This is a genomic window from Paraburkholderia caribensis, from assembly GCF_002902945.1.
Taxonomy (GTDB): domain Bacteria; phylum Pseudomonadota; class Gammaproteobacteria; order Burkholderiales; family Burkholderiaceae; genus Paraburkholderia; species Paraburkholderia caribensis.
The window spans coordinates 651,167-665,066 of record NZ_CP026103.1 but is presented as its reverse complement, the minus strand read 5'-3'; the positions used below and the strand labels follow the sequence as shown (position 1 = coordinate 665,066).

Genomic DNA, 13,900 nt, shown 5'->3' with positions numbered 1-13,900 from the left:
TCATGACCATCCGCTACGCGCTACCTCACTTCCTTTCCGTTGCTTCCCTCGTCTTCGCCTTCACGGCGGGTTCGGCGCATGCCGAAACGATCCGCGTCGCCATCGGCACGCAGGACACGACGATCAACTGCGCGACAGGCGGCCTGCTGATCCGCGAACTCAATCTGCTCGACAAATATCTGCCGCATACGGGCAAATACAAGGACGTGACCTACGACGTGCAATGGAAGGACTTCACGTCCGGCGCGCCGATCACCAACGAGATGGTCGCAGGCAAGCTCGACTTCGGCGTGATGGCGGATTTTCCGGGCTCGCTGAACGGCGCGGCGTTCCAGAAGGCGGGCCGCAAGAGCGTGTTCATTACCGTGTTGTCGGGCAGCGTGGACGGCAGCGGCAACGGCATCGTCGTGCCCGAGAATTCGACGATCCGTTCGATCGCCGATCTCAAGGGCAAAACGATTTCCGTGCCGTTCGCATCGACGTCCCACGGCATGCTGCTGCGCGCGATCAAGGCACAAGGCTGGAATCCCGACACCGACGTGAACATCATCACGCAGGCGCCGGAGGTAGCAGGCAGCGCATTGAAGGCAAACAAGATCGACGCGCATGCCGACTTCGTGCCGTTCGCGGATCTGTTTCCCTATCGCGGCATCGCGCGCAAGATTTACGACGGCGCGCAAAGCCATGTGCCCACGTACCACGGCGCGCTCGTCGATGCAGCCTACGCGCAGAAGTACCCCGAAGTGGTCGTCGCGTACCTGCGCGCCGCCATCGAGGCGAACCGTCTGATTGCGCAAGACCCCGAGAAATACAGCCTGCTGATCCAGAAAACGACGGGCATCGAAGCCCCCGTCGATTATCTGTATCACGGTCCGCTCGGCCTCCAGACCCGCGACCTCACCTGGAAGCCGGAGTATCGCCAGGCCACTGCGACCGCAATCGAAACGCTCAAGCTGCTGAAGAAGACGGACGTCGATCTGGACGTGAACACGTTCATCGACGATCGCTATATCCGTCAGGCGTTCAAGGAATCCGGACTGGACTACGATGCCGCGTTGAAGAACTACGCGAAGCAACCCCTCGTCGCCAACGACGCCGTCACCGGCAAGCCGATTCGCAACTTCAACGACGTCGCCCAGGTGTGGCTCGACAGCGAAGCGAAGGTCCGCAATTACGCAACGGCGGATGAAGCGTTCGCGGCACTCGGCAAGATCGAGCAGTCGGGCGGCAAGGCGCGTGCCGTGTTCGTTCACGATCACGCCAGCGGCCTCAAGCTGTTCGCAAACCAGGCGTGGTACGTGAAGGACGCGCATGGCGCGATCACCGCGTTCCTGCTGAAAGCCGGCGCCGACCAGTACGCGCAACAGGTGTCGGGCGCCGTCGTCGATTTTGCCGCCGCGAAAACGGGCGCGGCGCAAGCCGTCGCGTCGCGCTGAGCGCGTTGGATCGTCACGTCACATCGGGAACCCGTCCATGGCCGCCACTTTTGAACTCCGCGACAGACGCGAACAGACACGCCGACGCGCGCCTCTCTTCACACCAGCGACCAGGCGTCGCGCGTGGCGCGCCACATCGCTCGCGGTGTGCGTCGCGCTCTGGCAACTGGCCGTGCACTTCAGGCTGTCGGCGGGCTTCATCACGTTCGCCAACGTACCCGCCCCTTCCGATGCGCTGCCCGCGCTATGGTCGCTGCTGCATTCGCCCAAGCTGCCGATGCATCTGGCCGCAAGCATCTGGCGCGTGCTGGCGGGCTTCTGTGCAGCAACGGTGGTCGGCGTCGGCCTGGGCCTCGCGATCGGACGCTACCGTGCCGTCGAAGATACGGCGCTGCCCGCGCTCGAAGTGCTGCGGCCCATTCCCGCCGTCGCGTGGATACCGCTCGCGATCCTGATGTTTCCCTCGTCGGAACTCAGCATGATGTTCATCACCTTCATCGGCGCGCTGTTTCCGATCCTGCTCAATACCGTGCATGGCGTGGAAGGCGTCGATCCACGCCTCGTTGCGACGGCGCGCAGCCTCGGCACAAAGCCGCTCGCGCTGTACACGGAAGTCATCCTGCCCGGCGCCGCGCCCGCGATTTTTACGGGCCTCGCGATCGGCATGGGAACCGCGTGGTTCTGTCTCGTCACCGCAGAGATGATCGCGGGCCAGTATGGCATCGGATACTTCACGTGGGAGTCGTACACCTTGCAGAACTACCCGGATATCGTCGTCGGCATGGCGCTCATCGGCGCACTCGGCATGGGCAGCAGCGTGCTCGTCAAACGGCTGGGCATCGCGCTCACGCCGTGGTACCGATTGCAGGAGAACCGCCGATGAGCAGCGCCGGCCTTGAAGCCGCCACCACGGCGGCCAGCATCAGCGTGCGCCAGCTTGCCGTCGAAGTCGGTCCGCCGCACGCGCGCATCGCCACGCTCGACGGCCTCGACGTCGATATCGCGCCCGGTCAGTTCGTCTGCGTGCTCGGCCCTTCGGGTTGCGGCAAGTCGACCTTGCTCGGCGCGATAGCGGGCCATATCGCCGCGACGCACGGCACGATTGCCGTCGACGATGAAGCGGTCGACCGTCCGCATCCCGAGCGCGGCCTGGTGTTTCAGCAGCACACGCTGTTTCCGTGGAAGCGCGTGATCGACAACGTCGCTTTCGGTCTCAAGATGAAGGGACTCGGCGCGAGCGAGCGGCGCAGGCAGGCAACCGAACTGCTCGAACTCGTCGGACTGGGCGGATTCGACGCGCACTATCCGGCGCAGCTGTCGGGCGGCATGCAGCAGCGCGTCGAGATCGCACGCGTGCTGATCAACCGGCCGCGCGTGCTGCTGATGGACGAGCCATTCGGCGCGCTCGACGCGCAAACTCGCCGCATGATGCAGACACTGCTGCTCGATATCTGGGCGAAGGTGCGCACCACTGTCGTGTTCGTCACGCACGACATCGAAGAAGCGCTGTTTCTCGCCGACCGCATCCTGATGCTGTCGCAGCGCCCGGCTCGCGTGGTGGCGGACATCCCCGTGCCCTTGCCGCGCCCGCGCCGCGACGACACGACGCTCGACCCCGCCTTCATCGATATCAAGCGCCAATGCCTTGCACTGCTGCGCGAGACGGCATGACGCCGCGCAACCTCACACTTTGATCGTCCATGACCGACCCGACCATTCTGACCTACGATCCCCAAACACTCGCGCCGGAAGCGGCAGCATTGCTGCCGCGTCTCGCGGATGCCGATGCCGTCGTGCGGCGCATCGCGCTGCTCGAACTCGCCGACCTCGAAGACCCCGACGCGCTGCAACCCATCGTTGCCGCGCTGAAGCACGACGAATCCGCCGACGTGCGCAGCGAAGCCGCACGCGTGCTCGGCGCGTGGGAGCAACGGGAGATCGTCGCGGCGTTGTGCGAGGCGCTGACCGACGCGCAGCACGATGTGCGCGCAGCGGCTGCGTCGAGTCTGTCGGCGTTGAAGGACGCGGCTTCCGGCGAAGTGCTGTGCGCGTGGGTCGAGCATCCCGAGCCGTTCGTGAAGGCGGCCGTGTTGCGCGCCTTGCGCGAACTGCGTTATGCCGACGCGTTCTCAGCCGCAGTGCGCGCGCTCGATCACGACGACTCGAGCGTACGCATCGAAGCCGTCGGTGTGCTCGGCTGGCTCAAGGATACGCGCGCACTCGCGCCGCTCGCGCGGGCCGCGACGCGTGACGCCAGCGCGGAGATCCGCCGCACGGCCGTCGGCGCATTGGGCTTTGCGCCAGCGGACGATGCCGCGACAGCCGACGCGCTGCTGCACACGCTCGCCGATCCGGCGTGGCAAGTGCGCGAAGAAGCCGCCACGACGCTAGGCAAGCTGCGTGCGCAAGCCGCTCGCGACGCGCTGATCGCCGCGCTGGACGACGCCTACTGGCAAGTGCGTCTGCGCGCGGCGCGGGCCCTGGGTCAACTGGGCGACCGCGCCGCCGCACAACCGCTCGTCGCGCTGCTGTCGCACGCCATCAGCAACTTGCGCAAGGAAGCGGCGCTCGCGCTCGGCGAACTGCGCGATCCATCGACACTCGCCGCGCTGGAACACGCACACGACGACGCCGATCCCGAAGTCCGCAAGGCCGTGCGGATCGCCTTGCAACAGATCGCGCAGACCACGCGATGAAAACGCCTCGCCACATCGAGATCGACCACGCAGCGCACACGTTGACGCTGCATTGGCCCGACGGCGCGACGCAGTGCGTCGCGCATCGCGTGTTGCGGCAGCTTTGCCCTTGCGCCGAATGCAAGCGCCTGCGCCTGCACGGCGGCGCACCCGTCGTGCCGGACGACATCGCACTGCTGGACGTTCGCCCCGCCGGATACGGCGTCCAACTGCTGTTCAGCGACCGCCACGAACGCGGCATTTTCCCGTGGGCGTTTCTGGAACGCCTGCCGTCCACACGCTGATCCAAGCAGGCCGGTCCATATCTAACATGCGCACTCGATATCTTTATCTGAATTTACTATTTAAATTCTGCATAACGCAGTGATAGCCTGATTTCGACCTGCAGACGCTGAGCGCGTCTGCTTTCACATCTAATCGTCCGTCGAAGCGGAACATCCGGCAAGGAGCCAACGTGAGCGTCGAATTCATCGGCATGATCCAACAGCGCAAGGTATCGGAAACGCATCTGCCGCAAGGCCCCGCAATCGATACCGACTACGTGCGCGCCTTTGCGCAGGCCCACGAGAACGCGGGCTTCGATCGCATACTCGTGCCGCACAGTTCGACGAGCCCCGACGCGACCATCACGATTGCGTATGCTGCGAGCGTCACCTCACGCGTGCACTTCATGCTCGCGCACCGCCCGGGCTTCGTCGCGCCGACGCTGGCCGCGCGTCAACTGGCCACGCTCGATCATTTCTCCGGCGGACGTCTCGCCGTGCACTTCATCTCCGGCGGCAGCGACGAGGACCAACGCCGCGACGGCGACTACCTCACGCATGACGAACGCTATGCGCGCACCGACGAATATCTGCAGATCCTGCGGCGCGTCTGGACTGAAAACCAGCCGTTCGATCATGAAGGCCGCTTTTATCGCTTTGAAAAGGCTTTCTCGGATGTGAAGCCGAAGCAGACGCCGCATGTGCCGATCTATTTCGGCGGTGCTTCGGAGGCTGCGCTCGCCGTTGCGGGCAAGCACGCCGACGTCTACGCCTTGTGGGGCGAATCGAAACAGCAGGTCGCCGAACTGATCGCGCGCGTGCGTGCCGAAGCCGGCAGGCATGGCCGCAACGTGCGCTTCTCGGTGTCGTTCCGCCCGATTCTCGCGTCGACGGAACAGGCCGCGTGGGAACGCGCCGAGCACATTCTCGAAGAAACACGGCGTTTGCGCGTCGAACAGGGCTTTTCGCGCGGCGGCCCGCAGCAGAGCGAAGGCGCCAAGCGCCTGCTGGCCGCGTCGGGAGACGGCGTGCGCGCCGACGACCGGCTGTGGACGGCCGTCGCCAAGGAAATCGGCGGACGCTCGAATTCCACGGCGTTGGTCGGCACGCCGGCACAGGTCGCGCAAACGCTCTCCGAGTATTACGAGTTGGGCGTGACGACCTTCCTGGTTCGCGGATTCGATCCGCTCGAAGATGCCATCGACTACGGGCGCGAGCTGATTCCGGCGACGCGCGAGTTGACCGCGCGCATCCGCCGCGCCGCGTGACGACGGGAGCCCATCGGAACATGAGTACCCTACTTCACGATACGCCCTCGCTCGCGCTTCGCCAGACACCCGTGCGCAAGTTCTGGTTCGACGACGACGCCGCGCCGCAGCGCACGCTCGCGCAAGAACGCCGCCACCGGCAGGAGCGTCTTGCAGGCGCATTCCGCCTGTTCGCGCGGTATGGCTTCGCACAAGGTCTCGCGGGTCATATCACCGCGCGCGATCCCGAATGGACCGACCACTTCTGGGTCAACCCGCTCGGCAAGCATTTCGGCCGCATCCGCGTGTCGGACCTGTTGCTCGTCAACCGTCATGGCGAGATCGTCGTCGGCGACGGTCCCGTGAATCAGGCGGCATTCGCGATTCACGCCGCGATCCATGAAGCGCGGCCCGACGTCGTCGCCGCTGCGCACACGCATTCGCTGTATGGCAAAGCATGGTCCACGCTGGGACGCAAGCTCGATCCGTTGACGCAGGACTCGTGCTCGTTCTACGAGGATCACGCGCTGTTCGACGACTTCAAAGGCGTCGTGCTCGATACCGGCGAAGGCGCGCGCATCGCCGACGCGCTTGGCCAGCACAAGGCGGTGATCCTGAAGAACCACGGCATACTGACGGTCGGACCGAGTGTGGAGGCGGCGGCATGGTGGTACATCGCGCTCGACAACGCATGCCACGCGCAACTGCTCGCCGAAGCGGCCGGCACGCCGCAGCCCATCCCGCACGACATGGCCGCGTTGACGCATCAGCAGGTCGGCCGTCCCGGCGGCGCGCTGCACTCGTTCGAGAGCTTGTACGAAGGGCTCGTCGAAGAAGAACGGGAGCTGCTCGACTGATGGCGATTCACAAACTGCGTCATTTCGTCGGCGCGATCGCGGCGCTCGGCGATGCCAATACCGCTGAACCCGAATTGCTCGAACGTGGCGGGGATGCCTTGCGCGAGCTGATCGACGCCGACGACTGGCTGCCAGAGGCTTTTGCGCAACCTTCCCCCGAGCGTTATCAGCAATACCTGCTGTATGCCGACGTGCAACAGCGCTTCAGCGTCGTCAGTTTTGTCTGGGGTCCCGGACAGCAGACGCCGATCCACGACCACACGGTGTGGGGCTTGATCGGCGTGCTGCGCGGCGCGGAACTCGCCGCGCCCTTTACGCGCGACAGCGACGGCACACTGCGCCAGGCAGGCGACGAAATTCGCCTTGAAAAAGGCGCTGTCGAAGCGGTCTCGCCGCGCATCGGCGATATTCACCGGGTGCGCAATGCGTATGATGACCGCGTGTCCGTCAGCATTCACGTCTATGGTGCGAACATCGGCGCAGTGCTGCGCTCGACCTACGCGCCCGACGGCCTGAACAAGCCTTTCATCTCCGGCTACTCGAACGAAACCATCCCGAACCTGTGGGATCTCAGCAAGGAACGTCGTCATTCATGAAGTCATATCCGCTGCGCACTTATGAAGACGTGCGCGAAGCGCTGCTCGCCAGGCGTGAAATCGCCCTGCTCGATGTGCGCGAAGAAGACCCGCATGCGCAATGTCATCCGCTTTTTGCGGCGAATCTCTCGTTGTCGCGCATCGAACTCGACGCGTGGACGCGCCTGCCGCGCCGCGATGTGCCTGTCGTCCTGTTCGATGCGGGCGAAGGCTTCGCGGAGCGCGCCGCCGACACCTTGACGGCGCTGGGCTACACGAACGTCGCGTTGCTCGCGGGCGGATTGGACGGATGGATACGCGCAGGCGGCGAAGTGTTTCGCGACGTCAACGTGCCGAGCAAGGCGTTCGGCGAATTCGTCGAAGCGCAGCGGCACACGCCGTCGCTTTCGGCTGAAGCCGTCGATGCGCTGCTGAAGAACGGCGACGACGTCGTCGTGCTCGACGCGCGCCGCTTCGACGAATATCAGACGATGAACATTCCCGGCAGCATCAGCGTGCCCGGCGCGGAACTGGTGTTGCGCGCACGTGCGCTGGCGCCGAAGCCCACCACGCGTGTGATCGTCAATTGCGCGGGGCGTACGCGCAGCATCATCGGCACGCAATCGCTGGTCAACGCAGGGCTGCCGAATCCCGTTGCCGCACTGCGTAACGGCACGATCGGCTGGACGCTCGCGGGCCAGCAACTCGAACATGGCAGCGACCGTCGTTTCGATCTGCAAACCGGGCTCGACGCCGCGGACATCGACGCATCGCGGCGTGCCGCGCTCGCGCTCGCGCAACGCGCGGGCGTGAGCCGCACGACGCTCGACGAAGCCGCGCGCTGGGCCGCCGACTCGTCGCGCACCACCTATCGCTTCGACGTGCGCACGCCCGTCGAATACGAACGCGCGCACGCGCCCGGCTTCCAGGGCGCGCCGGGTGGACAGCTCGTGCAGGAGACGGACATGTTCGCGCCTGTGCGCGGCGCACGTGTCGTGCTGTTCGACGACGACGGCGTGCGCGCGAACATGACGGCTTCGTGGCTCGCGCAGATGAACATCGACACGTACGTGGTAGACGCCGCATCGCCGGACGACCTGACGGCAAGCGGCCCGTGGCAAGCTGCGAAGCCGCAGCCTGCTGCGACGCCGGCGCTCGCGCCACAAGAACTCGCGGCGCTGCTCGCCGACACGGCGAGCGGTACGGTCGTGCTCGATGTGACGTCGAGCGCCAATCATGTGAAGGCGCATATTCCGGGCGCGAACTGGATCGTGCGCTCGCGCCTGTCGAATGCCTTCGACGATCTGCGCGCCTTGCCCGATGCGAAGCGCTATGTGATCACCTGCGGAACGAACGCGCTCGCGCCGTATATCGCACCGGAAGTCGCGGCGTTGACGGGCAAGCCGGTGCAGGTGCTCGATGGCGGCACGTCGGCGTGGATCAGCGCGGGCCTCCCTGTCGAGCATGGCGATGCCCGTCTCGCTTCACCGCGCATCGACCGTTACCGGCGCCCCTATGAAGGCACCGACAATGCGCGCGAAGCCATGAACGCCTATCTGGAATGGGAATACGGTTTGGTCGCGCAACTGGACCGCGACGGCACGCACGGGTTCTTCGTGATCTGATCGGGACTTGTCGGGAGTCGTCCGAAATCTCAAGCCGCGCGCGACAAACGTGCGGCCTTGAAGCTCTTTTCGATGCTTTCCGACAGCACCGTCAACGCCGACTGCATCTTGCCGAGCGCCCGCGAGCGCACCATCCACACCGCGATTTCAGGCTTGAAGTCACTGAGCTGGATCACGTCGAGTTGCGCCGCGTACGCGCTTGCATCCAGCAGCGGCAACGGCACGAGACCCAACCCGACGCCGTCGGCGACGAGGCCGAGTTGAAGCTCGGTGCCGAGCGTTTCCAGATTCAGCTTCAACGCGTAACCCTGCGCGGCCAGCGCGTGTTGCAGTCCCGCGCGAAAGCCGCAACCATCGGGATTCAGCACCCAGCCATACGCCTGGCATTCGGCCAGCGTATGCGCGCGCTTTTTCATGCTGCCCTTGCGCGCGACGACGGCCAGCTTCAATGGACCGAGCACCTCGCCCACCAGTGCTTCGGGCAGTGCACGGTTAGCAGGCAGCAGCACGACGGCCGCGTCGAGTTCACCGTCTTCGACCTTTTGCAGCAGCGGATTGCCCCAACCCGTCGATACACGGGCCTGCAATTCCGGGTGTGCTTCACGCAACGCATGCAAGGCCTTCAGCATCGCAACGTCGGCGACCGTCTGCGCGACGCCGAGACGCAGCACGCCCGCAAGCGGCGCATCGTCGGTGACGAGATGTCTGAGCGCTTCGACTTCACGCACGATCGCGCGGCATTGCTCGTAGACGGCGCGCCCCATCGGCGTCGTCTTTAAAGGCTTTGTGTTGCGGTCGAGCAAGGCCACGCCGAGCGCTTCTTCGAAGTTCTGGATGCGGCGCGTTACGGCGGGCTGCGTAAGCGCCAGCGCATTGGCTGCCTGATTCAGCGACTGGCTGCGCACGACAGCGACAAAGGCCTCGATCTCATCGAGTTTCATTGAGTGCTTTCCGCTTGATGAAGGTTGGATCAACGATGTGTCGAGCTTAACGTGATTGACGTATCGCATTCAAGGCCGCACACGTATTTCGATCTCGCATATTAGCAAAGCAGAACAATGCGTTTGCCTTATAAAAAGCGCCTGCGTATCGTAGGCTTTTCATCCTCTCTCGCATTGGTCACGATCCATCATGCACCGTCTGATTGCCCGTGTTCTCCTCGTGGCGTTATCCGCCGCCCCGTTCGCCGCTCACGCCGACACCACCCTCAAGGTTGGCGATCAGCAGTTGCAGACGCGCGGCATTCTCGAAGCATCCGGGCAGTTGAAGGACGTGCCGTACAAGATCGAATGGTTCAACTTCCCCGCTGCGCAGCCGCTTGGCGAAGCGCTGAATGCGGGTGCAATCGATGTCGGCGGACTCGGCGACGCGCCGTTGATCTTCGCCTACGCAGCCGGCGCGAAGGTGCGCGCCGTCGCGGTAACGCGCTCGCAGCCCATCGACCTTGCGATCATCGTCCCCGATCAGTCGCCCATCAAAAGCGCCGCCGATCTGAAGGGGAAGCGCATCGCGACGACGCGTGGCTCGATAGGCCATTACCTCGCTATCGCAACGCTGGAACGCGCGGGCATCAAGCTCTCCGACGTGTCGCTACGCTTCATGCAGCCCGCCGATGCAAAGGCGGCGCTCGCGTCGGGCAACGTCGATGCGTGGTCCACATGGGACCCGTACGTGGCGCTCGCCGAACAGCGCGATCACGACCGCAGCATCGCGAATGGTGTGAATCTCTCGTCGGGACTGAGCTTCCAGGCGGCAACGGAAGACTCGATCAAGGCCAAGCGCACGGAGATCGCCGACTTTCTGAAGCGCGTCGCGGCCGGGCAGCGCTGGGCGCTGTCGCATCCCGATGAAGTTGCCGCGATGCAATCGCGCGTGACAGGCTTGCCGCCCGAAGTGTTGAAGACCGTCTATCAGCGCGCGCAACTGCACCCTATCGCGATCGACGACCATGTGATCGCCGAGCAGCAAAAGACCGCCGATCTCTATCACCGCGCCGACGTCATCAAAACGCGGCTGGATGTCGCGCCGAGTTTCGACCGTCAGTTTCCGCTGGATGCGCAGTGATCTCGCGCCGCGCATTGTTCAGTTCCATCGACACACCGGGTCCGATATGACACGCCGCCATCCCGACACTGCATTCGTCGATAACGAGCGCGACGCCGATGCCCTCGACGCGCTCGCGGACCTCGACAGTCCGCGTGCCGATACGTGGCTCGCCGCGTTGACCGATGATTTCGCCGCCAGCGCCGCCGCGCTCGACGCGGGGCCGCATTTTCCACACGACAACCTCGCGAAGCTGCGCCGCGCCGGGCTGCTCGCGTTGACGGTGCCGCGCGCGCTCGGTGGCCGCGAAGCGACCCTTGCGCAGACGTTGAAGGTGATACGTGCCATTGCGCGCGGCGAGCCTTCGACAGCGCTGATCGTCGTGATGCAATGCCTCTACCATCTGCGTTTGCAGGCGAATCCCAACTGGCCGGTCGCACTCAAGGAACGCATTGCGCGCGACGCCGTCGAGCGCGGCGCGCTCATCAATTCGCTGCGCGTCGAGCCGGAACTCGGTTCGCCGTCGCGCGGCGGACTGCCGGGCACCGTCGGCAAACAGGAAAGCGATTACTGGATACTGAACGGCCGCAAGCTCTACTCGACAGGCAGCCCGGGGCTGACGTGGTTCGCCGTATGGGCCCGCACGGATGAAGCATCGCCGCGCGTCGGCACATGGCTCGTGCATCGCGACACGCCCGGCATCCGCTTCGGCGAACCGTGGAATCATCTCGGCATGCGCGCGACGGGCAGTCACGAAGTCATTTTCGACAACGTGCGCGTGCCGCTCGATCACGCTGTCGATCTGCAATTCCCGGGTCCGTCAAACGGCATGGACCCTGTCACCAGCCTCTGGATGAATGTGCTGCTGCCTTCGATCTACGACGGCGTCGCGCGCGCGGCCCGCGACTGGTTTGTCCATTGGGCAGCCCAACGCGTGCCATCGAGCCTGAACGCGCCGCTATCGAGCCTCGACAGTTTCCAGCAGACGGTAGGACGTATCGACGCATTGCTCTTCAATAACCGCGTGTTGCTCGACGCGGGCGCGGCCGGGCATGTGAGCGCAACGGAAGCACCGACGATCAAATATCTCGTGAGCCAGCATGCAATCGAAGCCGTCGAATTCGCGCTCGAAGCAAGCAGCAATCCGGGCCTGAGCCGCAACAATGCGCTCGAACGCCATTACCGCGATGTACTGTGCGCGCGCATTCACATGCCACAGAACGATACGGTGCTCGGCAATCTCGGGCGCGCGGCGTTCGCGTCGCTCTCATAGCGCGACCGTGCAAACCGCTCGAAGGGCGTGCCGATTGCGCAATGGCATGCGTCGCGGATAACGGCTAGATCCCGCCGGTGCCCGTATAACGATAACCGGCGGGATTTGCGCACGACCGCTGTTATTCCTGAATGAACTGCAGCAGGTCAGCGTTGACGAGCGAGGCGTGCGTCGTGCACATGCCATGCGGCGCGCCTTCGTAGATCTTCAGCTTGCCATTCGGAACCAGCTTCGACGAAAGTTTCCCGGAATCGTCCAGTGGCACGATCTGATCCGCGTCGCCTTGCAGTACCAGCGTCGGCACGGTCATCTTCTTCAGGTCTTCCGTGAAGTCCGTTTCCGAGAAGGCCTTGATGCAGTCGTACGCGCTCTTGATCGAGCATTGCATGCCTGCATACCAGAACGCGTCGATGGTGCCCTGCGACGGCTTCGCGCCTTCGCGATTGAAGCCGTAGAACGGCAAGGCCAGATCCTTGAAGAATTGCGAGCGGTTGTCGATCACGCCCTTGCGGATGTCGTCGAATACCGAGATCGGCAGGCCGCCCGGATTGGCAGGCGTTTTCAGCATCAGCGGCGGCACGGCGGAAATCAGCACGGCCTTGCGCACGCGTTGCGTGCCGTGCCGGCCGATATAGCGCGCGACTTCGCCGCCGCCCGTCGAATGGCCGACCAGCACCGCATCCTTCAGATCGAGATGTTCGATCAGCTCCGCGAGATCGTCCGCGTAGCGGCTCATGTCATTGCCGTCCCAAGGCTGGCTCGAACGGCCATGCCCGCGCCGGTCATGCGCAATCACCCGATAACCCTTTTCCGCGAGATACATCATCTGCGCGTCCCACGCGTCGGCATTCAGCGGCCAGCCATGCGAGAACACCACCGGTTGACCCGAACCCCAATCCTTATAGAAAAGCTGGGTACCATCTTTCAATTCAAACGTAGCCATTACCTGAACTCCTGGATTGATGCCAATTCAGCCGTGGCGCTTTTCGTCTATCCGGCGAAAGCAGCACGGCGAAATACGCGCTTCGCGCTGCGCGATCCCTATCGCGGCCAGTGCATCGCGTACCAATCCAGTATCCGGGCTATCGGACGACGTGCATTGTGTATCTCCCCGACACTTTGGTATCCGCACGACCATTCGCGTTCGATGCCTTCGGGCGCCGCTCACGCATGCGCCGTGCGGACATGAATCGCAGCGTGCGTTCGCATAACCAGGCGCGGCAACGAAGCTCTACAGTCTGCATACATTCGATGCGCGAAACCTCGCGTATCCGTTATTCAATTCCAGCATTCATTCCCACCATCATGGAAAGCAACATCAAGAGTTCGACGCCGCACAGCGACATGGCCGCGGATCACATTGAACACGACGACCCGCCGCGCGATCATCTGCGCTTTCAGCTTCCCCATGCGCATCTTTCAACCGTGTTCGGCAACGACTGGTTTGCGCTGAAGGCGGAATCGTTCGCGCGCTTCTTCGGCACGCCAACGTTTCTGCTGTCGCAGACCTTGATCGTCGCGATATGGATCGGCTTGAACGTCTGCGGCGTGACACGTTTCGACGTGTATCCGTTCGTGCTGTTGAATCTCGCATTCAGCCTTCAATCGGCTTATGCCGCGCCGTTGATCCTGCTCGCCCAGACGCGTCAGGCCGATCGCGACAAGGCACATGCCGATGCGGACGCGCGTCATCGCGAAGCATTGGCGGCCGCGGCCGAACGGCGCGACAAGGCGCTTGCGCATCAGACGGGGCAAATGCAGGCGCTTCTGCGGCAGAACACCGAACTAACGGAGTTGACTCGCGACCTCACCGAACAGATCGCCCGGCTCACGCAGGACGTGCACGAGAAACTCACTCGCGACAAGCACGCGAAAGCAACATAAG

Annotated in this window: 14 protein-coding genes; 12 read left to right on the top strand and 2 right to left on the bottom strand. The window is 64.1% G+C overall.

Going from position 1 to position 13,900, the window contains the following annotated elements; translation table 11 throughout:
- Positions 1–2 precede the first annotated feature (2 nt).
- The 9 genes from C2L66_RS32465 to C2L66_RS32425 all read left to right on the top strand — a co-directional run bounded on the left by C2L66_RS32465 (position 3) and on the right by C2L66_RS32425 (position 8,699).
- Entirely contained in the window at positions 3–1,436 is a 1,434-nt protein-coding gene (locus C2L66_RS32465) for an ABC transporter substrate-binding protein (RefSeq protein WP_060610360.1), read from the top strand.
- A 37-nt stretch (positions 1,437–1,473) separates the two neighbouring features.
- Positions 1,474–2,319, top strand: coding sequence for an ABC transporter permease (locus C2L66_RS32460; protein WP_054931913.1), 846 nt, complete (start codon positions 1,474–1,476; stop codon positions 2,317–2,319).
- Positions 2,316–3,107 carry an ABC transporter ATP-binding protein gene (locus tag C2L66_RS32455; RefSeq protein WP_054931912.1) on the top strand — a complete coding sequence of 264 codons (792 nt, stop codon included), beginning with the start codon at positions 2,316–2,318 and terminating at the stop codon, positions 3,105–3,107. The genes C2L66_RS32460 and C2L66_RS32455 overlap by 4 nt, the downstream gene beginning before the upstream one ends.
- Before the next feature lie 29 nt (positions 3,108–3,136).
- Positions 3,137–4,132, top strand: coding sequence for a HEAT repeat domain-containing protein (locus C2L66_RS32450; protein WP_060607558.1), 996 nt, complete (start codon positions 3,137–3,139; stop codon positions 4,130–4,132).
- Positions 4,129–4,416, top strand: a complete 288-nt coding sequence (locus C2L66_RS32445; protein WP_060607554.1) for a gamma-butyrobetaine hydroxylase-like domain-containing protein — start codon at positions 4,129–4,131, stop codon at positions 4,414–4,416. The genes C2L66_RS32450 and C2L66_RS32445 overlap by 4 nt, the downstream gene beginning before the upstream one ends.
- 170 nt (positions 4,417–4,586) lie before the next feature.
- The gene (locus C2L66_RS32440) at positions 4,587–5,663 is read left to right on the top strand and encodes an LLM class flavin-dependent oxidoreductase (protein WP_060607551.1); all 1,077 of its coding nucleotides are present in this window, start codon (positions 4,587–4,589) and stop codon (positions 5,661–5,663) included.
- Between the two features lie 20 nt (positions 5,664–5,683).
- Positions 5,684–6,499 (top strand): class II aldolase/adducin family protein, encoded by an 816-nt coding sequence (locus tag C2L66_RS32435; protein ID WP_060607548.1) that lies wholly within the window; start codon positions 5,684–5,686, stop codon positions 6,497–6,499.
- Positions 6,499–7,095, top strand: a complete 597-nt coding sequence (locus tag C2L66_RS32430; protein WP_060607545.1) for a cysteine dioxygenase family protein — start codon at positions 6,499–6,501, stop codon at positions 7,093–7,095. The genes C2L66_RS32435 and C2L66_RS32430 overlap by 1 nt, the downstream gene beginning before the upstream one ends.
- Complete coding sequence (locus tag C2L66_RS32425) at positions 7,092–8,699, top strand: rhodanese-related sulfurtransferase (protein ID WP_060607543.1); 1,608 nt, start codon at positions 7,092–7,094, stop codon at positions 8,697–8,699. The genes C2L66_RS32430 and C2L66_RS32425 overlap by 4 nt, the downstream gene beginning before the upstream one ends.
- A gap of 29 nt (positions 8,700–8,728) precedes the next feature.
- Here the strand turns inward: C2L66_RS32425 and C2L66_RS32420 are convergent, their stop codons facing one another.
- Positions 8,729–9,640, bottom strand: a complete 912-nt coding sequence (locus C2L66_RS32420) for a LysR family transcriptional regulator (RefSeq protein WP_060607540.1) — start codon at positions 9,638–9,640, stop codon at positions 8,729–8,731.
- A gap of 190 nt (positions 9,641–9,830) precedes the next feature.
- Here C2L66_RS32420 and C2L66_RS32415 point away from each other — a divergent pair, with 190 nt between their 5' ends.
- Complete coding sequence (locus C2L66_RS32415) at positions 9,831–10,763, top strand: ABC transporter substrate-binding protein (protein ID WP_054931904.1); 933 nt, start codon at positions 9,831–9,833, stop codon at positions 10,761–10,763.
- A gap of 46 nt (positions 10,764–10,809) precedes the next feature.
- Positions 10,810–12,015, top strand: coding sequence for an acyl-CoA dehydrogenase family protein (locus C2L66_RS32410; RefSeq protein WP_060610357.1), 1,206 nt, complete (start codon positions 10,810–10,812; stop codon positions 12,013–12,015).
- 121 nt (positions 12,016–12,136) lie between these two features.
- On the opposite strand, the gene C2L66_RS32405 is transcribed toward C2L66_RS32410, so the two are convergent.
- Positions 12,137–12,958, bottom strand: a complete 822-nt coding sequence (locus C2L66_RS32405; RefSeq protein WP_054931903.1) for an alpha/beta fold hydrolase — start codon at positions 12,956–12,958, stop codon at positions 12,137–12,139.
- Positions 12,959–13,266: 308 nt separating this feature from the next.
- On the opposite strand from C2L66_RS32405, the gene C2L66_RS32400 reads away from it, so the two are divergent.
- Positions 13,267–13,899, top strand: coding sequence for a DUF1003 domain-containing protein (locus C2L66_RS32400; RefSeq protein ID WP_060610354.1), 633 nt, complete (start codon positions 13,267–13,269; stop codon positions 13,897–13,899).
- Position 13,900 lies beyond the last annotated feature (1 nt).